Source organism: Paraburkholderia sp. 2C, assembly GCF_054589215.1.
The window spans coordinates 141,748-162,420 of sequence record NZ_BAAILL010000032.1; the positions used below are offsets into that span (position 1 = coordinate 141,748).

Sequence of the window (20,673 nt, forward strand, 5' to 3'; positions counted from 1 at the left end):
CGCTCGGTGTGTTAGAAGCGCGTGCGCATACCGATGGTCGCCGCCACCTGATTGCCGGTTGAAGACTGCGCAAGGCCATTGATAAATGCGCCTTCAAACGCCGAGCCTTCCGCACCGTACGCATGCTGGTAGACACCTTCCACATAGACATCCGTGCGCTTGCTGAGCGAGTAGTCGGCCATCAGCGTGACCTGATGCCACTTCGGATCGGCTGAACCGGTCGCGCCGCTAAACGCGCCTTGCGTGAACGTGTAGGCACCGGCCAGCGAAATCGCCGGCGTCACCGCATAGTGCACGTTGACTTCGTAGTTGTCGAAGTGCAGCGTATCGAACGGTTGCTGGATCACCGAGTTCGCACCGGGCTGCGTATTGTCGAACAGCGTATGCGTCCACAGCAGGCCGACGACGGCCGGGCCGATCGTATAGTTGCCGCCCACGCCCATCACGCGCTGACGTGCAGCGGGGAAATTGACGAAGTCGTTGTTCGATACTGCGCCGGCGCCGTTGAGCGAACCGTTGTTGAGCTGCAAATAAGCCGCGGCGAGGTTGATCGGACCGATGCTGTATGTGAGGCCGAAGCTGTAGGCGCGATTGTCCGAGAAGCCGCCGGCGGTATTGCTGAAGCCGTACAGCGCTTCGCCCGTGAGCCCGTGGAACGTCGGGCTGACATATTTGACGGAGTTGTCGATGTAGAACGAGTCGTCGACGTTGTCGTTGTCGAACGGGTGCGCGGCGAGGTTATTGCCGTCGCCGTTGTTGGCGAGCGCGATCGGGCCGAGCATGTCGACGACGGGGTCGTACTGGCGGCCGAGCGTCAGCGTGCCGTACTGGTCGTGCTGAAGGCCGACGAAGGCCTGGCGGCCGAAGATCGTGTTCGCGTAAGTGGTCTTGCCGTTCTGGATATTGAAGCCGTTTTCGAGGCGGAAGATCGCATGCAGGTTATTGCCGAGGTCTTCGCTGCCTTTCAGGCCCCAGACTTCATTCGACAGCAGGCTGCTTTGTTCCTGGAACGCGCTGCTGCCGCCCTGGTTGTTCGTATAGACGATACCGGTGTCGATCAAACCATAAAGCGTGACGCTGCTTTGCGCATGAGCCGCCACGGCAAAGACGGACAAAGCAGCTGCGCCGATAATTTTCTTTTTCACTGAATCCCCAACAGAAATGAAGCCGGGCGCGCGTCGCTCCGGATACAGCAGGATGACCGGATAACGCCCGGCTTATTTGACAAGCGTGTTCAACGAAAGGCCGCCCCGTACGACCGCGAGAGTGGGCCATCCTTGCGTGAGGTCCGCTTCGGCACCTACAGCCCGACGATTCTATGCAGGTTGCCTCAGCGGATCATCAAAAGAGTTGAGGGGTTTTTGAAAAGATTTTATAAAGGCGGGTTGGTGAAGAGCGCTTGCCGTCGACGCATCGAACCCGCGCGCGCCGGTCGGATCGTCGGTCGTCAACTCGCTGACGCCAGTCGGGTTGCCCGCCGCGTCATAGACGAACGCGCGAATCTTCCCCGGCATCGCCGCCTCGACGTGGGATGCGTCGGGAAATCTGCCGACCGACAAGGCCGCGGACGGCAACGACATCGAGTTCACATATGACACGGCGGGACGGCCTGTCCAGATTCGTTGTTCGTTGTCCCCTGTGGTGAACAGGTACGTCAAACATATCCAGAGAAACGGGTTTCGAATCTACGAACGCGCTGATTTAGCGTGCAGGAATTTCTACAATGCGTTGCGGCAGGGAATGAGGTGAGAAGGCGCCGCCAGGAATCGCACGCCCGAGTCGGAAATCAACTACTCAGCTTCCGATAAGCACTCATATGCCGGACCAGCCCCTGCTTGTCGCCAAGCTGCTCCTTAACGAGCGCGAGATTGTGATGCGCATCGGCATAACCCGGGTTGATCTCGAGACACCGCGCGTAGCTTTGCTCGGCATCCTTGAGCTTCCCAAGCAGTTCAAACGCAACCGCGCGATTGAAGTGGAGAACCGCGTCTTCAGGAAAGTACCCGATCGCTTCGTCAAAGACGGCTAACGCATCATGACAACGCCCTTCGTCCTCGCACAGCAGCACACCCAGATCGACATAAGCGCCGTAGAACGGCAAAGGCGAAACCGCCAGCGCCCTGCGATAAGCCTGCTCTGCCTCGCCGCCCTCGCCGTCCGCCGCCAGTTGATCCGCAAGCGCATACCATTCGTGCGCCTGTGCGCGCGCATCCTTCTTCGAGGGCGACGCATCGAGAAACACCACATCGCCTTTAATATCCGCAACCTCGAAATCGAACGCGAGCTGCCCTGTATTCGCATCCCACTGCGACGGGCCGGTCCTGACCATGATCGTGTTGCCGAGCGCACTCACGCGTATGCCGGAAAGCGGAATCTCATCGGGCAATTGCGCACGCAAACGCGCAAGCGCCGCAAGAATCTTGCGCGAAGAAATCCGCGCCGATTGCAGCTGAAACGCGGTACGCAGAAGCACGACATCCTGAAACGTAAAGCGCAATTCGTTGCGCGGCCCACGCGTTGGCGTAACGAAGCCCTCGTCGATCAAGCCCGCGAGCACGCTGCGCGATACCCCGAGCAACGACTGGAGCTTGCGTACCGAGATGTCGTGGCGATTGTTCTTCTGCTTCACTTGCGAGCGCGGACCCTGGCGGGAGCAGGAGCGGCAGCAGCGGGCGCCTTCGCCGCGCGCTGCGCGGGCTTCCTCGCGCGCGGCGCAGGTATTTCGGTAACCTCTGCCTGTTCCGCCACCTTACGCGCAGACGGCTTTTGCCGCGCGCCGCCGCCTTTCGACAGACTCGCTCGCAACGCTTCCATCAGGTCGATCACCTGGCCGCCGGACTCGCTTTCCACCGGTTCGTTCGATACGATCTCCTTGCCCTCGATCTTCCGGTCGATCGCGGCGAGAATGCGCTTCTTCTCCTCGTTCTCGTACGCACCCGGGTCGTACCGATCTTCAGTTCCCTGCTCGATAATCTGCAGTGCGAGCTTGAGTTCCGCCGCGGACACCGGCAGGTGCTCGATATGCAAATCGGCCAGCGAGCGAACTTCATCGGCATACAGTAATTGCTGGAAAATAAGGCCGTCTTCGGCGGGGCGGATCAGCACAATATGTGTTTTGCCCTTCGATGCCCACTTGGCCAGCGCACCGCGCTGACTTTCGAGCAGCGCCTGCTGGAGCAAGCTATAGGGCTTGCCGCCGCGTTTATCGGGCGCAATGAAATACGCCTTGTCGTAGTAAAGCGGATCGACGGACTTTTCAGGAATGAACGCGACAATCTCGACCACGTGGCTCGCGCTATCCTCGAGCGCCTTCAACTCGTCCGCGGTAAATACGACGAATCGGTCCTTTTCAAACTCGTAGCCCTTGTTCATCGCGCCGCGCTCGACGATCTGGCCACTCGCCTCGGAAATGTACTGCTGCTTGACCCGCGAGCCGTCCGGCGCAAGCAGATTGAAGCGGACGTCCGCCGAACTTTCGGTCGCGGAGTACAGCTTGACAGGTATTGAAACGAGACCGAAAGACAGAGAAAGCGATGCGATCGAGCGCGCAGGCATGGGCTTCTCCTCATGAACCGGCACGAGCGCGCCGGCTTCGAACGGCAACACCAGCCCGCGTCACGGCGGGCGGCACCGGTTCAACCCCGAAACGAGGCCGATTCCGAAAGAATAGCACCGCTGAGGGTTTCGTCGGTTCCGCGGCAACGTACGCTACGTCACGAACGGCAATTTGCTGTCCCGCGCCGATGTCAGCATGGACAACGTAATCTTGCGCACCTCGAGCTTGCTTTGCGTGATATGCGCGCTCAGCATGATCCGTGCCTCGGTCAGTTTGCCGCGCTCGATAAGGTGAAGAATCGCCGCATGCTCGTCATATGTCGCGGTGGTGCGATGCGGCTTCAGAAAATCAAGACGCCGTACGATACGGATACGCTCGGTCACTTCGTCATGAACGCGCAGCATCTCGAGATTGCCCGCGGCCCTGACAAGCCCGCGATGAAACTGCTCGTCCATCCGGAACATATCGATCGCATCGCTGGTGCGATCCGGTTCGGCAACGCACCATATCCGATCGAGTTCGCCGAGCACCGGATGCGTGGCCTCATTCATCGTGAGTCGCTCGAGCGCGGCGACTTCGAGCACGATACGCAAGTCGTATAGCTGATCGAGCCGCTCGAAATCGACCGCGGCCACTTTCCAGCCGCGCCGGAATCCGACTTCGAGGTAGCCTTCGCGCGCAAGACGGAACAGCGCATCGCGCATCGGTGTGCGCGACACGCCGTAGTATTGCGCGATATCGTTCTCCGAGAAGCGGTCGCCGGGAAAGAGCCGGAAACTGAAGACGTCGTGCTTGAGCCGCTGATAGACCTCCTCCGCGAGCGGATTCGCGCGAGACGCGGCCTTTTCCGACGCGGGATGCTCGTCATCGGCGAGCAGCGGCCAACCCGATAACTCAGCCATGTGCGCACCGCCGTTCATAGGCCCGATCGCGTCGCATCAGCGTGCATCGATCAGGCTGACGTGAGCGGCCACGATCGTCCAGCCGCCGAACGCGCCGCCTGTGTCGAAACGCACCCACGTCTGCATCTGCCGCCCGAGGAGCGGCGTCTCGTCGCTGGTGAATTCCGTGCTCACCGTCGCGTGATCGTCACCGTATGTCGTCACGACCGTGCGATGAAGACGCCGTGAGCGCGGCACGGGCGCGCATGTCTCGCGCCAGCGCCGGATCGCGTCGCCGCCGTGCTGCACCTCGGCAATGCCATAGCGCACGGTTTGCCGCGCGTGCCAGAAAAGCGCATTCATGGTCGCGATATCGTTGTCGACCAGTGCGCGCTCATAGGCATCGAACGCCGCCGTGACTTGCGCAATCACGTCCGGGCGATTCAACTCGCTCATCGAAACCGTCATCCTTTTGCCTCCATCAGGTTCGCAAGCGTCGCCGTCCAGCCGACGATCGCTCCCTGCGAACGCATCATCGCAAGCGTCGCCTCCTTGAACGCCGGAATGTAGCTCGCCGTCGCATCTTCGATCAGCAGGCACTCGTAGCCACGGTCGTTCGCTTCGCGCATCGTCGTCTGTACGCAGACTTCGGTCGTCACACCGGCGAAAATCAGGTGAGTCACCGACCGTAACGCCAGTTCCTCCGCAAGGCGCGTCGCATAGAACGCGCCCTTGCCCGGCTTGTCGATGACGATCTCGCCGCGGGCCGGCGCAAGCGCATCGACAATTGCGTTGCCCGGCTCTCCGCGCACCAGTATCCGGCCCATCGGCCCCTGATCGCCGATGCGGGCAAGCGGCGCGCCGCGCGCGCGCTTGGCCGGAGGGCAATCGGACAGATCCGGTGCGTGCGACTCGCGCGTGTGTACGACAAGCCAACCCTGCGCCCGCGCATGCTCGAGCAGCGCCGCGACCGTCGGCACGATCGAGGCGAGCAGCGACACGTCGTTGCCGAGCGCCTCGCCGAAACCGCCTGGCTCGATAAAGTCACGTTGCATGTCGATCACGACAAGCGCGCTGCGGTGCGGATCGAAATGAAACGGAAAAGGTTGCGCGCCGCTCACCGTTTGCATCGCTCAGCCTCGCGATCCGCTGCGGTAATGCCGTTCGGGTGCCGGAAAACCGCATGACGTGCCGTCCGTGACGCGCACCTCGTGCTCCCACGGCAACCGGTATTCGCCGCGCACGAGGTCCTGCATGAACGTATAGGGACAATCGCGCGCCCCGCCCTTCACCGCGACATAGCCGCGATGGCCGAGCTGGTAAATATTGTTTTCCACGCCCCAGTGAGCGCGCGCTTCGCGCACGAGATCAGGCCGCATTTCACAGGTGATGATCTCGTCGGGACGGTGACTGCCTTCGACGAGCACGGTGCCGTCAAAATCGCAGAACATCCCTTCGCCCATCGAATCGAACGTGCCGTCGCTGCCGCACAGACACACGCTCGCCGTCTGCGCGAGATTCTGGAACGCATTGGCCTGGTTCGTGATGCGCCAGGCGTGACGGATCGGCGCCGTGTACCCGGCCGTGCGCAGGATGATTTCCGCCCCCTTGTACGCGGCTTCGCGCGCCATCTCGGGAAACATCCCGTCGTGGCAAATGATCAGCGACAGCATCGCGCCGTTCGGTCCCTTGCAGACCGGCACGCCGAGATCGCCGGGTTCCCACGGCTCGACCGGCACCCAGGGATGCAGCTTTCGATAGTAGAGCTGTACGACCCCCTCGCTATCGATCACGATCCCGCTGTTATAAGGATTCCCGCCCGCATTGCGCTCCATGATCGAGAAGCAACCCCAGATGCGATGCTCGATACAGGCGGCCTTGAATGCCGCCACTTCGGGGCCGTCAAGACTGCACATGATCGCGTCGTCGGTGCGCATCGATAGCCCGTGCAGCGCGTATTCGGGAAACACGACGAGGTCCATTGCCGGGTTGTTGCGCCGCGCCTTGCCGACCAGTTCGACAATCCGCTGCGTTTGCGCGGCCAGTTGCGCCGGCGTCCCGACATCGGGGTTCTGCAGTTGCACGAGGCCGACGACGATTCCATTCGGTGACCTGTTCAATCCACCCAATCCACTCGAACTCATTGCTGTCCTATCTCCATTGTCAGATACCCGCATGCAGGGGAGCCGCCACTTCCGCAGGCGCTGTGCTGGCGGCGCCGTGCCCTGCCATATGACGGCCGAGCAACACCCGGTCCGCCTGTTCCGCGGCCGTTTCGAACACGATGCGGCCATCGGCCATGACCGCGATCCGATCCGCGAGCTCGAGCAGCTCGTCGAGATCCTCGCTGACCAGCAAGACGGCTGTGCCGGCAGCGCGCGCGGCCAAAATCCGCGCATGAATATCGGCAACCGACGCGAAATCGAGGCCGAACACCGGGTTGGCCACGATCAGCACGTCCACCGGCTGGCCAAGCTCGCGCGCGAGCACCGCACGTTGCACGTTGCCGCCCGACAAGGTGCCGATCGGGCGGTCCGGCACCGGCGGCCGCACGTTGAATTCATCGATCAGTTTCTGTGCGCGAGCCCGCAGCGCACGGCGGTCGAGACGCCAGCCACCGCGCCTGAACGGCGCCCGGTCGAATGCGCGCAACGCGAGATTCTCGGCCACACTCATACCGGCCACGCACGCGTTGCGCAGCGGCTCCTCCGGAAGCGCGAACACGCGCAGACGCGTCATCGCTTCGCGCGTGGCGCGATACGGCTCGCCTTTCACGCGCATTTCACCGGCCTCCGCGCGGCGCTGTCCGACCAGCGCTTCGATCAACTCCTTCTGGCCGTTGCCCGAGACGCCCGCAATGCCGAGAATTTCGCCCGCACGCACCGCGATCGACACCTCGCGCACCGCACGATGGCCGCGATCGTCGACCACGCTCAGCTCACGCAAATCGAGCCGGACCGGCGCGTCGGCCGCCACGGCGCCGCGCGGCAGCCGGCGCGCATCGAGCTCCGCGGCCGCGCGCGGGTCCCGCGCGCCCTCGTCGCCCATCATCCAGGCGGAAAGCCGATCGCGATCGATGTCGCACACGGCGCTCGTGCCGACCCAGCGACCCTTGCGCAGTACCGTCACGTCGTTCGCATAGGCATCGACTTCGCGAAACTTGTGCGTGATCATCAGCACCGTCAGTTCGCCGCGCGCGGTCAGCTCGCGCATCAGACCGAGCACCTCGTCGGCCTCTTGCGGCGTCAGCACCGATGTCGGTTCGTCGAGAATCAGAAAGCGCTGGCGCAGGTAGAGTTGCTTCAGTATTTCGAGCTTCTGCTTCTCGCCGGCCGCGAGGCCCGCGACGGGCGCATCGAGCCGCAGCCGGAACGGCATGCCGCGCATGAATGTCCCGAGCGCCGCGCGCTCCGCGGCCCAGTCGATGCGCCACGGCACCCGACCGCGCGCAAGCAGCAGGTTCTCTTCGACCGACAGCCCCGCGGCCAGCGTGAAGTGCTGATACACCATGCCGATGCCGAGCGCCTGCGCGTCGCGCGGCGAGGCAATCTGCACCTGACGGTCATCGGCGACGATCTCGCCGTCATCGAGCACGCCGTATCCGACCAGTCCCTTGACGAGCGTGCTCTTGCCCGCGCCGTTTTCGCCGAGCAACGCGTGTATCGTGCCGGCACGCACCTTCAGCGAGACGCCGTCGAGCGCGCAGAACGCGCCGAATCGCTTCGTCGCGTTCAGCACTTCGATGCCAAGGGCGCGTGCGGCCGTCGACATGATCAACTCCCGAGGGCCGCGAGCAGGGCCGCCGAATCCGAGACCGTGCCGAACACGCCGCCCTGCATCAGGATCATGTTCAGCGCCGCGGCGTGATTGCCTGCGTCGGTTGCGCCGCAGCAGTCGGCAAGCACCACGCATTCGAAGCCGCGATCGTTCGCCTCGCGCATCGTCGTATGCACGCAGACGTCGGTGGTAATGCCGGTCAGCACGAGATTCGCAATGCCGCGCGTACGCAGGATCAGCTCAAGATCGGTCGCGCAGAACGAGCCCTTGCCAGGCTTGTCGATGACGATTTCCCCTGGCAGCGGCGCCAGTTCGTCGATGATTTCCCAGCCCGCTTCGCCGCGCACCAGAATGCGTCCGCATGGTCCGTCGTCGCCGATACCGATGCCGTCGGTCCCGGCCTGGCGGCTGCGCCAGCGCTTGTTCGCCGGCAGGTCGGACAGATCGGGGCGATGCCCTTCGCGCGTGTGAATGATCGTGAAGCCCAGCTCGCGCATGAGCCCAAGCACGGACCGGATAGGCTCGATCGGCGCGCGCGTCAGCGACAGGTCGTAGCCCATCTTGTCGACATAACCGCCGATGCCGCAGAAATCCGTCTGCATGTCGATAATGACAAGCGCGGTGTTATCCGCGCGCAGCGAGCCGTCGTAGGGCCATGGGTACGGACGGGCTTCGATGAAACGGTTCATGGTCGTGCTCTCTTGCGGGTGGATAGGGCAAACGGTGTTCGTCGCATCGGCGAATGGGTGAATGGGTGAATTGGCGAATTGGCGAATTGGCGCATCATCGCGTCAGGCTCAGTTCGCCCGGCGCACCGGCCAGCGTGCGATCGGGCCTGCAGTTGACGATCATGATGACGAGCGTCAGCAGATAAGGCGCGGCATTGAAGAGGTAGTAGCCGCTCGTCACGCCGATCGCCTGCAGCGCGGGCCCGAGCGCGCCGGCCGCGCCGAACAGCAGCGCAGCCCACAGGCACGCGAGCGGTCGCCAGCGCGCGAAAATCACGAGCGCCACCGCCATCAGCCCCTGGCCGCTCGACAGCCCTTCGTTCCAGCTGCCCGGATAGACGAGCGACAGATACGCGCCGCCGACACCCGCGAACATGCCGCCCGCCGCGGTCGCCACGACGCGTACGCGCGTGATCGGATAGCCCATCGCACGCGCGCTCTCCGCGTTCTCGCCGACAAGGCGCAACACCATGCCCCAGCGCGTATGACGCAAGCCCCATTGCAATCCGAAGGCGAGCACGACGCCGATCGCGAACAACGGGTTCACGTGCAAAGCCTCGCGCACCTGCGGCGAGGCGAACGCATCGCCGAGATGGAGCGATGCGAGCATCGGCGCCTGCGGCTCGATAAAAGGCTTGCCGAGATAGAACGCAAGGCCGGTTCCGATCAGCATCAAGGCAATGCCGAACGCGATATCCGACACGCGCGGCAACGAGCAGACAAGGCCGTGCAGACAACCGAGCAAGAGTCCCGTGCCGCCGGCGGCGAGCACGCCGATCCACGGCGAACCGGACAGGAACGACGCAGCGTAACCGGTCATGGCGCCCGATACCAGAATGCCTTCGAGACCGAGATTCACACGGCCCCCCTTCTCGGTCAGGCATTCGCCGAGACTCACGAACAGATACGGCGTGCTGACGCGGATCGCGCCCGCCACGAGCGAGAGCGCGAGCACCGCGAAGGTCGAATGCGGATCAGGCATGAGTACGCTCCAGTTGCACGCCCGCTTCGCCGGCACGCGCGGCCGACTGCAGCCTCGCGCGCCACGCCGCGACGCGCGTGCCCAAGGCTTCCCAGGCGAGCAGATTGGCAAACAGCAGGCCTTGTAGAAAGAGCGTGGTCGCGTCAGGCAGACCGAGGCGGCGCTGCAGCAAGCTGCCGCTCGCTTCGATACCGCCGACGAGCACGGCGCACAGCATGATCGCGAGCGGATTCTGACGTGCGGCGAAAGCCACGAGAATGCCCGCGTAGCCGTAGCCCGCGAGCAGCGACGCGTTTGCGCTGCCCTGCACGGCTGCCACTTCGAACATGCCCGCAAGGCCCGCGGCCGCACCGCCCAGCACACAGGCGGCAAACGCGAGCCGGTTCACCGGCAAGCCGACGAGCCGCGCCGTGCGAGCGTTGCCACCGGCGACACGCATGGCGAAACCGTGCGTGCTATGCCGCACGAACACCCACGCTGCGACGCTCGCGAGCACGCCCCAGAACAGCCCCCAATGCACGTCGAGGCCGGGTATCGAACCGATCGTAAGAGCGTCGGGCAGCGGCGGCGTCGAGGGCTTGTTCAGGCTTGCCGGATCGCGCAGCGGCCCTTCGACCAGCTGCTTGAACAGCGCGATCGCGATATACGACATCAGCAGGCTGCTGATCGTCTCGTTGACGCCCCGCCACTGACGCAGCGCGCCCACCGCGCCGATCCAGATACCGCCTGCGGCCATGCCGGCACAAGCCATCAACGGCAGCGCGACGAGCCACGGCAGCCCATGCGGCACGGCCTGCGCGGCAACGGCCGCCGCGAGGCCGCCTAGCGCGAGCGCGCCCTCGCCGCCGATCACGATCAGCCCGACCTGCGCGGGCAGTGCAACGCACAGCGCCGTGAGCATCAGCGGCGCAGCGCGCAGCAGCGTGTTCTGCCATGCGAACCACGAGCCGAACGCACCCTCGCCGATGAGCCCTAGTGCTTGTACGGCAGGCTGCCCCTGCACCAGCAGGAACAGCGAAAACAGCAACAGCGTGCACACGCACGCGCATAGTGTCGGCACGGCCGGCAGCAGACCGAGCATGAGTCTCGCACGGCTACCGGTCGCGCTCGCGCTGGTTGAAACATCGAAACGCATCGCCACTCCTTGCCCGGGACTCGAACCAAACCGCCACCCGCGCGAGGCGAGCGCCCAAATACGGCAGCCGCAACGATCAGATCTGCCCCACCACGCCCGAGACGAGATAGTTCATGCTCTCGAGCGCGATATCGGTTTGCGGATGCGTCACACCCGCGGCGATCACGCTCGCGCCTTTGTTGTCCTTGATCGGCCCCTTGAAGATCGGGTAGTCGCCGGCCACCATCTTCGCCTTCACCGAGTCGGCGTTCGCTCGCGCATCGGCACTGACCTTCGCGCCGTACGGCGACATCTTCACAAAGCCTTCCTTGAGTCCGCCGCGCATCAGGTTCTGTTGCGGCTGCCCGTTCTGCGCGGACGCGACAATGGTCTTGAAGGGCGTCGCCCAATCCCATTCGGCGCCGGTCAGATAGCCTTTCGGCGCGAGCGCGGCCTGGCTGGCGTGATAGCCGCAGCTCATCGCACCGCGCTTCTCCGCGGTTTCGACCACCACCTTCGGCCCGTCTACGTGACAGGTGATCACATCGCACCCCTGATCGACGAGACTGTTGGTCGCCTCGGCCTCCTTGATCGGCATCGACCAGTCGCCGGTGAAAATCACGTGCGTCGTGATCGACGGATCGACCGATTGCGCGCCAAGCGTGAACGCATTGATATTGCGCAGCACCTGCGGAATCGGTTTGGCCGCGACGAAGCCGAGCTTTTTGCTTTTGCTCGCATGACCGGCCACCACGCCGTTCAGATACTGGCACTCGTCGATGTAGCCGAAATAGCTCGTGATATTGGCCGGATTGCCGCTCTTCCATAGACCGCCACAATGCGCAAAGCGCACCTTCGGATACTTTGCGGCCACTTTCAGCACATGCGGATCGAAGTAACCGAACGACGTCGCGAAGATCAGCGTCGCGCCGTCCTGCTCGATCATGGCTTCCATCGTTTTCTGAACGGCCACCGTTTCCGGCACGTTCTCTTCCTCGACCACCTTCACGTTCGGCAGCTTCTTGATCACCGCGGCGGCCTGCGCCTGCGCCTGGTTATAGCCATAGTCGCCGCGCGCGCCGACGTAGATCACGCCGACCGTCAGATTGCCGGCGGCGAACGCCACGTCGAACGGCAGTGCGCTGCCAAGCGCTAACGCTCCGATCTGTCTGATGAAGTCGCGGCGATGGGTCATGGTCTGGATTCCTGTCGGTCGTGGTTGGCTGCTGTATGGACTGCCGCGCGGACGATCGCGCATCTTGCGTTCAATCTTGGATACAAGTTCAGGCGGGGGATTGCAGCTTTCGTGCCGGTCATCGCGTAAGGCGGCGCCAGGCCATACCGGACAACGGTTCGCCGCTGTCGATCAGATAGGCGAGCGATCCGAACGGCGTCGCTCGCATGACCCAGCGTGAAACGGAGAAGCGATGATTTGGTGCAGCGTTCCCTTCGAGCGTGCGTGAGCAGCTCGCATGGGCAGTTCACAGGAGGAGATCGCACGAGGCGCCTGGGTGAGGCGCGCCTGCATGAAGCCGGTCGTGCAAGCGCGGTCACGGTCAGGCCTGTCGATACCGCCTGCGGGCGAGGAATGCAGCGAGCGGTCTCAAAGCAATGGCGGGCCGGCGCCGCTCACTCATCGTGCACGACCACCATCTTGCCCCTCGCTTCGCCGGCCTCCATGATCCGGTGCGTCTGCGGCACTTCGTCGAAGCGAAAGACACGCCACGGTTTCGCCGAGTATTTTCCCGCCTCGATGTCGGCGGCAATCGCTTGCAGTGGAACCTCCGAAAGCGGAAAGCCCGGTTCGCCGAATACAAAGCTGCCGAAGAAAGTCAGATCGACACCACTCGGCATTTGCAGCAGCGGATTGAAATCGGCAATCGGCGCAAGGCCGCCCAGCCAGCCGGCGAGACACACCTTGCCGTCGCGGCGCACCATGTCCAGCGAATCGAGCATCGTGCTATTGCCGACCAGATCGAGCACGGCGTCGATCTGCTTGCGCTCCGCGATATGCTTCGACAGGTCCGGCCGTTCGATTTCGCAGCGGCTCACGCCATGCGCCTTCAGTTGCTCGAAGCTCGACTCCTTCGTGGTCGTGCCGATCACCTTGACGCCCGCGTTCACCGCGAGGTTGACTGCGGCAATTCCGAGCGCCGACGACGCGCCGCGAATCACAATGGTCTGCCCGCGCTGAATCTTCAGGTTGCGGAATAACGTCGTCCATGACGTTGCGTAGGACTGAGGAATCGCGGCCAGCTCGGCCCACGGCAGATTCGATTCGATCGGCGTCACATTGCTCACACGTGCCCGCGTGTACTCCGCATAGCTGCCGTTAATCGTGCGGCCAAGACCGCCCATCATCGTGGCGACCTTCGTACCCACCGCGAACTCGCCGCCGGGACACGAATCGACGATACCCACGCATTCGATTCCGCTGACCGGCGCGGCTTCCGCCCATTCGCCGCGACGCATATGCATCTCGGCATGGTTGATGCCGAACGCCTTGATCCTGATAACGACAGTCCCCTCCTCCGGCTCGGGCTTCGGAATGTCCTTGTACACCAGTGCTTCCAAACCACCAAAACCTTCCAGAACGATCGCCTTCACTTCACTCTCCTATCTCGTCGAATTGACCCGCTCACCGACCTTCAGACGTAACCGCTAAAACCTGCGATCCGGTCGGCCCGTGGAACGCATGATAGCCAGGTCATGTAACTTTTCAAATCTAATCTTATTGGTTACATGACGACGGATAGTCGAATGCCGTGCGATGCGAACAAAGTCGGGCGGCTACGGTCTGGCAGGTACGAGCGCTGCACAACGCGGGCGAGCGGTGCGCCGGTCAAGGCTTGCAATCCGCTGCGACGTATCAGGTCGAGCACCGCGTGAACGCCTGAATCGGATATTCGCCGGCATTACAGAATCTCAATGAGCGATCCAATCCGAAGCTCCGCGCCATCCGCAATCTCTCGGCCCGCCATCCCCTGCAGCATGCGCCGGACGTCCGCGCGCTCCCGGCGAGAAATAAACCAATCAATTCCTGACATTTAGGAATTCGAGGCGATTGAATTGAGCGGAATGACAAATAAAAGTCAAACAACCAGATAAACCACACCAAATAAGTGTTAACCCTTATTCATTATCACGCCGTTCCCTCCGTTAGCTGAAAAGAACGACTTTGCATTTTCACCTCACGCTTCAAATGCGTGCCTCTCAAGGAGTTGCAATTGAGCCGTCTCAGCGTAAACACAAAATTATGGATGGCGCTCGTCGTAACCTGGTTGGGTCTCCTCATCCTGGGCGGTTGGGCTGCACGCGAATCACGCAATACGATGCTTTTGGAACGGCAAGGCGCGGTGCAAAACGTCGTCGAAGCCGCATACGGTGTCGCGGACCAGTACGCAAAACTGGCCGACGAACACAAAATGCCGGTCGAACAGGCGCGCGCGGAAGCCCTCGCCCGTATCAGTGCGATGCGCTACCCGAATAACGGCTACATCATCATCTGCGATTCGCATCCGACGGTGATCATGCATCCGGTGCTGGCCGACATGCGTAATCGCGATGTAACCAACTACAAGGATCCCAACGGCAAGCTGTTCTGGCTCGAGATGATCAAGCTTGCGCAGGAGAAGGGCCAGGGCTTCGTGCAGTATGAAGGCCGCCTCAACGACGGCATCGCGACGAAGATCGCGTTCGTCAAGCGCTTCGCGCCGTGGGACTTGTATTTGACGTCCGGCGTCTACGTGAACGACATCGACAGCGCATTCTATGCAAACCTGCGCAACTATCTGATGGTCGTGCTCGTGGTGGGCGGCCTCATTTCGCTGGCGATGGTGATGATCATCCGCAACGTGGAGCGCAGCCTTGGCGGCGAGCCGTCGTACGCGGTCGAAATTGCGGAGACGATTGCAAGCGGCGACCTGACCAGCGCACTGAACCTGCGCGCGAACGATACGCAAAGCATGCTGTTCGCGCTGCATAACATGCAGCAGCGGCTCATCGACACGATCGCGCGAATTCGCGGCGGCGCCGAGACGATTACCGTTGCCGCACAGCAGATTTCAGCCGGCAATCAGGACCTTTCGTCGCGCACCGAAGAACAGGCAAGCTCGCTAAGCGAGACAGCGGCAAGCATGGAGCAGCTCACCGCCACCGTCAAACAGAACGCCGACAATGCGCGGCAGGCAAACCAGATGGCCGCGAACGCCTCGCATATCGCAGGCGAAGGCGGCGAAGTCGTGCATCAGGTCGTGGACCGCATGCAAAGCATCGCGTCGAGTTCGACGCGCATCGTCGAAATCATTTCGGTAATCGAGGGCATTGCGTTCCAGACGAATATCCTTGCGCTCAATGCCGCGGTGGAGGCCGCACGCGCCGGCGAAGACGGCCGCGGCTTCGCCGTGGTCGCCGGCGAAGTGCGCAGCCTTGCGCAGCGCAGCGCGGACGCCGCCAAGGAAATCAAGGCGCTGATCGAAGCGTCGGTTCAGGAAATCGAATCGGGCCGCGGGCTTGCCGAACGCGCGGGCGAAACCATCGACTCGATCATGAAGGCAGTCGGGCATGTGACCGACATCATCGGCGAAATCTCGGCCGCTTCGTCGGAACAGACTCAGGGCATCGAGCAGGTCAACATCGCCATTGCGCAGATGGATGAAACGACGCAGCAGAACGCCGCGATGGTCGAACAGGCCGCCGCCGCCGCGCAGTCGATGGAAGAACAGGCGCGTAGCTTGAGAGAGGCGGTCAACGTGTTTCGCGTGGGAAGCGGGGCTTTGACGGCGGCTTGAGATTGAACACTTAAGGCGCGTCGACGCTTTGCAAGCGCACAAAAAAAGGGGAATCGCGAGATTCCCCTTTTTTATCAAGCGTTACATCTCACAGCCGTTCAACTGCTCGACTTCCCTTGCACCATCACCCGTTATAAAAGCGGCGGCCCTCGTTACGCAACCACAACCGTACGAGATGACGCTTGCGCTCGGGCTCCGGATAGTCGACAAAACCGGTGCGGCGATGTCCGCAGCGCTTGTTATCGACAATCTGGATCTGCCCCGGCTCGAAGAAAAACTCCCGGCACAACTGCGGCTCGCGCATCGTCTGCTCGAGCACTTCGAGCGCTTCGGACGTTTCCTCGTCCATCGCCACGCCGGCCATGGCATAGCCGTTGACGACATGGCGGTGCGAGAGACGGCAAAGCAGCTGCCCGTTCGCAGCCTGAAACAGCGGATGGCTGATCACCGTTGCATCGTCCGGCGCATGCTCGCGCTGGCGATCGAACAGATAGGGCTGGTAAAGTCGCGGCAGCAGATGCGGGCTGCGCTTGAGCATTTCGTTGTACACCGTGTAGAAGCTGACGATGCTGCTCACGCCGCCTTCCATCGCTGGTTGCAGACACAACAATGCGACGTAGTCGGGCGGATACAGGTTATAGCTGTTGTCGGTGTGGAAATTCTGTTCGGCATTCGTGATATCGGGGCGCACGCCATTGCCCGGCGGCTTGCCGAGGTCGCGCACGTCGTAGATCATCTTGCCGTCCCAGCTTTGCGCAACCGGCCTTGCGACGAGTTGCGACAAAATCCAGTAGACGGCTTGCGAAGCCTGTACGCCGTATTCTTTCACCGGCAGCTTGTCGATAATCACAAAGCCCGGGCCTTCCTCGAGCGTCGCCTTCGCTTGCTGCATCATCCGCCGGCACGCCGGCAGCTCGAATTCCGCCGCGTCGAGCAGTGCCGTGGGCATCGGATTCGCATTCAAGGTCTCGACAAGCTCGTCGAGTTCAGTCCGGCATGCGGCATCGATCGCGATCATGCCGTCGTCCGGATCGAGGCTTTCGCCGGTCCATGCAATCGGCCCGTTGAACGGCGACGTTCTGATGTCCTCTTTCCCCGGCGCGGTCCCCTCTTCGAGTATCGACGCGCCGCGGGCCACGTTATGGTTCACCCTCTGGTCCATCCACCCGCTCCTCTACGAAGTTGTCTGTACGGCATATGAACTCTAGGGTTTTTGCGTGCCGCCGAATAGCGATATATTTCGATCAGGCCACATCGAAAAACTCGATGAACGCTACGAACTCCCCACTTTCCGCCCATGGATATCCGACAGCTCGAAACTCTGATCCGCATCGTCGAAACAGGCAGCTTCGCGGGCGCCGCCGACGCCCTTTCCGCGACCCAATCGACCATTTCCGCGCGCATCGGCGCGCTCGAACGCTCGCTTGGCGTGACTCTGTTCGATCGCTCGTCGCATCGTGCGCGGCTCACGCCGAAAGGCCAGGAACTGCTGAAGCCGGCACAGGAAATCGTCGCGCTGGCCGCGCGCGTGCGACACCAGATCGGCGATGCGCAGGCGCTGACCGGCACGATCAGAATGGGCGTGGTGGGGCTCGTTGCGCAGACCTGGCTGCCGAAGCTGATGGCGGCGGTACGCGATCGCTACCCGGGCGTCATGGTGGTGCTCGATATCGCACTCACGGCAGCACTGGTCGATAAACTGCGCGACGGCGAGATCGAACTCGCTATCGTCACGGGCCCGATCGCCGAAGCGGGCATCTCATCCGTTCCGCTCGGATTCGACGAATTCGTCTGGATCGCTCCGCGCGCGCTTAACGTGCCGACCGAACGCATGACGCCGGTCGACCTCGCGCGATGGCCGGTGCTCGGCCTGTCGTCGCAGTCGCATCACGCCCCTGTGATCGAACGCTGGTTTCGCGAAGGCGGCGCCGAATACAAGCCGGTCATCTCGTGCAACACGGTACGCGTGCTCGGCGACCTGACGCTTGCAGGGCTTGGCGTAAGCCTGCTTCCGCGCCGCTCGTACGCGGCCGAAATCGCGGCGGGCATGCTGACCGTGCTCGACACGACACCCGATATCAAGCCCGTGGAATTCGTCGCGCTATACCGCACGAGCACGACCAATCCATTGACAAGCGCCATTGCCGCATTGGCGACGGAAATCAGCGAGTTTGTCAGCCGCGGTCGATAAGCGCGATCGCATAGCGACCGCGCGCTTAGGAATGGCGTTGCGACAGCCCCTCTTCGAAGTTCACGCCGCCAGGCGTGGCCTGCGCCTCCACGGCCTTCGGGAACATCCTGAACGTTGCGATCAGCGCGACGGCCGCCGCACAACTAAGCCATACCGCCGGCACCGCGTTGTTTCCGCTCAAATGAATCAGCATCGTGCAGATGACCGGCGTGAAACCGCCGAACACCGCCTGCGCAACGCTCCACACCAGCGAAAACCCAGTACTCCGAATATGGGCCGGCATGATCTCGGTCAGCGCAACGACCATCCCGCCCTGATACGAACCGTAAATCAGGGCATACCAGACTTCGACGGCCATCAGCCGCGCGAAGCTCGGTGCCTGAACGAGCCAGTACATCGCCGGGTAAGCAGTGAGAATGACCAGCGCCGCGCACGCCGTCAGCACGGCACGGCGTCCGATCTTGTCGGACAGCGCGCCGATAATCGGTAGCATCGCGAAGTTTGTCAGGCCGACTGCCATCGTGACGAGAAAGGTATCCATCGCGGGCAGCTTCAGCACACTCTGCCCGTACGTCGGCGTATACGCGGTGATCAGGTTGAACATCACCGCGGTCATCGTCACCAGCATGACCGCGCCACCGATCGTACGGCGATGCTCGCGCAGCGATTCGACGATCTGCCGCGGCGAAGGCGTCGTTTTGCGCGCCTGGAACACCTCGGTCTCGCGCAGGCGGCGGCGCATCGAAAACAGCACCGGAATGATCAGGCAGCCGATCACGAACGGAATGCGCCAGCCCCACGAATCCATCTGCTCCGGCGACAATTGCCATCTGAGCGCGACCCCGAGCACGGCCGCGAAGACGACGGCCAGTTGCTGGCTCGCCGATTGCCAGCTGACGAAAAACCCGCGCTGCTTGGGCGGCGCAATCTCGGCGAGATAGACGGAGACGCCGCCCAGTTCCGCACCGGCCGAAAAGCCTTGCAACAGACGTCCGCACACGACGATGATCGGCGCGGCGATGCCGATGGTCGAATAGCCGGGCACGCAGGTAATCATCAGCATGCCGATCGACATGAGGCCGAGCGTCAGCAGCAAACCCTTGCGCCTTCCTCTGCGGTCGATATATCCGCCGAGCACGAGCGCGCCGATAGGCCGCATCAGAAAACCAACGCCGAATGTGGCAAGCGACAGCAACAGCGAAACGAATTCATTACCGCGCGGGAACAGTGCGTGCGCAATGGACACCGCGTAAAAGCCGTAGACGGAGAAGTCGTACATCTCCAGAAAGTTTCCGCTCGTGACGCGGAAGATCGTTCTTGCCCACGGTTCGGATCTGGACTGCGCCTGCATGGGTGGCCTCCCCTTTCTCGCTGATGCTGCTGTGTCAAACCCCGTATTCGTATTGTTTGATGCCTGTCGGATTGCGACGCCAATTGCTCCGCATTGTGCAGCGATCGCCCAGATGTGTAAACCCAAATATCGCTACTCAAGTCCTATCATTTAGGAAACGGAAAACCGAAAAAAACAGTGCTCCGAACGTAAGCCCGGAGGTTAACGGTATGCCGAGACAAGACTTTAGGAAAACATGAATTCGTCATCGCTTGCATGCGAGGGCAAGTCAAGACGGGAAGGGAATCTTGCCGGGTGCGCGGAGCAGGCGCGCGCACACCCCGGCCCCATCGAGGCCGATTCTCTTACTTGATGTGGAATGCGATGCTTTAGCGGAAAGGCTTTAGCGGAAAGCGCCTAGACGCAGGATTCGCTTTCGACCGACGCCTTGGCGAGATCGAGCCGGTAGCCGAGCGTATAGATGGAGGACAGACGCAAGCCGTTCTCGGGGCTTAGCTTGAGCTTCTGCCGGATCCGGTAGATGTGCGTATCGAGCGAGCGCGATTCGACGCTAAGCTCGCGGCCCCACGCCGTCATCGCAAGCTGATCTCGCGAAAGAATCCTGCCGAGGTTGGTGAACAGCGCCGCAACGAGTTGAAACTCCTTGGTGGTCAACTCGATCCTGCCGCCGCGCAGGGTGACCGTGCGTTCGATCGGATCGAGCGCGTAATCGCCAGCCCTGATCGGCTCGTCGCGCACCATCGTCCGCGCAACGCGGCGCAATAGTGCGTTCACGCGCGCCGCGAGTTCTTCGGCGCGAAACGGTTTGACCATGTAATCGTCGGCGCCCGCATCGAGCGCGCGAACCACGTCGACCTCATGAACACGGCTGGTCAAAAACAGCACACCGTACCGGACGTTCGAGCGTGCGCGAATCCAGTGCAACACTTCGATGCCGCTCATTCGCGGCAAATGCCAATCGAGCACGACGGCATCGATCGGTTCCGATCGCAAACAACGCACCGCCCGCTCGCCGTCATCGACAATCGTGACCGCGTGACTCAGCGAACTGAGCGCAGTCGATACGGCTTCCGCCTGAATGGGATCGTCCTCGACAACCAGAATGCGCATGTGATGCCCCCGTGCATTGTGACGTTCTTATGTCCGACCTGGATACAGTTGAAGCATTCGCCGATCGCGCAAACGTTTGCGCACCGGGCAATGTCGACACAAGCAATGATCGTAGGATACACACTATAAATATGTTTGAACTTTTGTGAACTACGGATGAAGCGCATTTTGTATTCAATGCGTCGCGCATCAC

19 protein-coding genes are annotated in these 20,673 nt (G+C 62.3%); 2 read left to right on the forward strand and 17 right to left on the reverse strand.

Annotation, left to right across the window (positions count from 1 at the left end; translation table 11 throughout):
• Positions 1 to 11: 11 nt before the first annotated feature.
• The 14 genes from ACYPXD_RS08830 to ACYPXD_RS08895 form a co-directional block, all read right to left on the reverse strand.
• Positions 12 to 1,145 carry a porin gene (locus ACYPXD_RS08830; protein ID WP_459709844.1) on the reverse strand — a complete coding sequence of 378 codons (1,134 nt, stop codon included), beginning with the start codon at positions 1,143 to 1,145 and terminating at the stop codon, positions 12 to 14.
• 171 nt (positions 1,146 to 1,316) lie between these two features.
• Positions 1,317 to 1,658, reverse strand: coding sequence for a hypothetical protein (locus ACYPXD_RS08835; protein ID WP_459709847.1), 342 nt, complete (start codon positions 1,656 to 1,658; stop codon positions 1,317 to 1,319).
• A gap of 128 nt (positions 1,659 to 1,786) precedes the next feature.
• Positions 1,787 to 2,629 carry a tetratricopeptide repeat protein gene (locus ACYPXD_RS08840; protein ID WP_459709850.1) on the reverse strand — a complete coding sequence of 281 codons (843 nt, stop codon included), beginning with the start codon at positions 2,627 to 2,629 and terminating at the stop codon, positions 1,787 to 1,789.
• Positions 2,626 to 3,555: a non-homologous end joining protein Ku gene (gene ku / locus ACYPXD_RS08845; protein WP_459709853.1), complete on the reverse strand. Its 930-nt coding sequence runs from the start codon at positions 3,553 to 3,555 to the stop codon at positions 2,626 to 2,628. The genes ACYPXD_RS08840 and ku overlap by 4 nt, the downstream gene beginning before the upstream one ends.
• Before the next feature lie 153 nt (positions 3,556 to 3,708).
• Positions 3,709 to 4,458, reverse strand: a complete 750-nt coding sequence (locus ACYPXD_RS08850; protein ID WP_459709857.1) for a GntR family transcriptional regulator — start codon at positions 4,456 to 4,458, stop codon at positions 3,709 to 3,711.
• 36 nt (positions 4,459 to 4,494) lie between these two features.
• Complete coding sequence (gene hpxZ, locus ACYPXD_RS08855; RefSeq protein ID WP_459709860.1) at positions 4,495 to 4,893, reverse strand: oxalurate catabolism protein HpxZ; 399 nt, start codon at positions 4,891 to 4,893, stop codon at positions 4,495 to 4,497.
• Between the two features lie 8 nt (positions 4,894 to 4,901).
• The gene (locus tag ACYPXD_RS08860; protein ID WP_459709864.1) at positions 4,902 to 5,567 is read right to left on the reverse strand and encodes a cysteine hydrolase family protein; all 666 of its coding nucleotides are present in this window, start codon (positions 5,565 to 5,567) and stop codon (positions 4,902 to 4,904) included.
• 3 nt (positions 5,568 to 5,570) lie between these two features.
• On the reverse strand, positions 5,571 to 6,581 hold the full coding sequence (locus ACYPXD_RS08865) for a formamidase (RefSeq protein WP_459709867.1): 1,011 nt from the start codon (positions 6,579 to 6,581) through the stop codon (positions 5,571 to 5,573).
• Positions 6,582 to 6,600: 19 nt separating this feature from the next.
• Entirely contained in the window at positions 6,601 to 8,208 is a 1,608-nt protein-coding gene (locus tag ACYPXD_RS08870) for an ABC transporter ATP-binding protein (RefSeq protein WP_459709870.1), read from the reverse strand.
• 2 nt (positions 8,209 to 8,210) lie between these two features.
• Entirely contained in the window at positions 8,211 to 8,903 is a 693-nt protein-coding gene (biuH, locus tag ACYPXD_RS08875) for a biuret amidohydrolase (RefSeq protein ID WP_459709872.1), read from the reverse strand.
• A 94-nt stretch (positions 8,904 to 8,997) separates the two neighbouring features.
• On the reverse strand, positions 8,998 to 9,924 hold the full coding sequence (locus tag ACYPXD_RS08880; RefSeq protein WP_459709874.1) for an ABC transporter permease: 927 nt from the start codon (positions 9,922 to 9,924) through the stop codon (positions 8,998 to 9,000).
• Complete coding sequence (locus ACYPXD_RS08885) at positions 9,917 to 11,059, reverse strand: ABC transporter permease (RefSeq protein WP_459709878.1); 1,143 nt, start codon at positions 11,057 to 11,059, stop codon at positions 9,917 to 9,919. The genes ACYPXD_RS08880 and ACYPXD_RS08885 overlap by 8 nt, the downstream gene beginning before the upstream one ends.
• 76 nt (positions 11,060 to 11,135) lie before the next feature.
• The gene (locus ACYPXD_RS08890; RefSeq protein WP_459709881.1) at positions 11,136 to 12,233 is read right to left on the reverse strand and encodes a BMP family ABC transporter substrate-binding protein; all 1,098 of its coding nucleotides are present in this window, start codon (positions 12,231 to 12,233) and stop codon (positions 11,136 to 11,138) included.
• A gap of 434 nt (positions 12,234 to 12,667) precedes the next feature.
• Entirely contained in the window at positions 12,668 to 13,645 is a 978-nt protein-coding gene (locus tag ACYPXD_RS08895; protein ID WP_459709883.1) for a zinc-binding dehydrogenase, read from the reverse strand.
• A gap of 725 nt (positions 13,646 to 14,370) precedes the next feature.
• Here ACYPXD_RS08895 and ACYPXD_RS08900 point away from each other — a divergent pair.
• Complete coding sequence (locus ACYPXD_RS08900) at positions 14,371 to 15,828, forward strand: methyl-accepting chemotaxis protein (RefSeq protein ID WP_459709885.1); 1,458 nt, start codon at positions 14,371 to 14,373, stop codon at positions 15,826 to 15,828.
• Between the two features lie 124 nt (positions 15,829 to 15,952).
• Here the strand turns inward: ACYPXD_RS08900 and ACYPXD_RS08905 are convergent, their stop codons facing one another.
• Positions 15,953 to 16,990, reverse strand: coding sequence for a TauD/TfdA family dioxygenase (locus ACYPXD_RS08905; protein WP_459709888.1), 1,038 nt, complete (start codon positions 16,988 to 16,990; stop codon positions 15,953 to 15,955).
• Positions 16,991 to 17,125: 135 nt separating this feature from the next.
• On the opposite strand from ACYPXD_RS08905, the gene ACYPXD_RS08910 reads away from it, so the two are divergent.
• Complete coding sequence (locus ACYPXD_RS08910; protein WP_459709891.1) at positions 17,126 to 18,019, forward strand: LysR family transcriptional regulator; 894 nt, start codon at positions 17,126 to 17,128, stop codon at positions 18,017 to 18,019.
• A gap of 25 nt (positions 18,020 to 18,044) precedes the next feature.
• On the opposite strand, the gene tcuC is transcribed toward ACYPXD_RS08910, so the two are convergent.
• Both tcuC and ACYPXD_RS08920 read right to left on the reverse strand, forming a co-directional pair.
• Complete coding sequence (gene tcuC / locus ACYPXD_RS08915; protein ID WP_459709893.1) at positions 18,045 to 19,370, reverse strand: tricarballylate/proton symporter TcuC; 1,326 nt, start codon at positions 19,368 to 19,370, stop codon at positions 18,045 to 18,047.
• A gap of 396 nt (positions 19,371 to 19,766) precedes the next feature.
• Complete coding sequence (locus ACYPXD_RS08920; RefSeq protein ID WP_459709896.1) at positions 19,767 to 20,480, reverse strand: response regulator transcription factor; 714 nt, start codon at positions 20,478 to 20,480, stop codon at positions 19,767 to 19,769.
• Positions 20,481 to 20,673 lie beyond the last annotated feature (193 nt).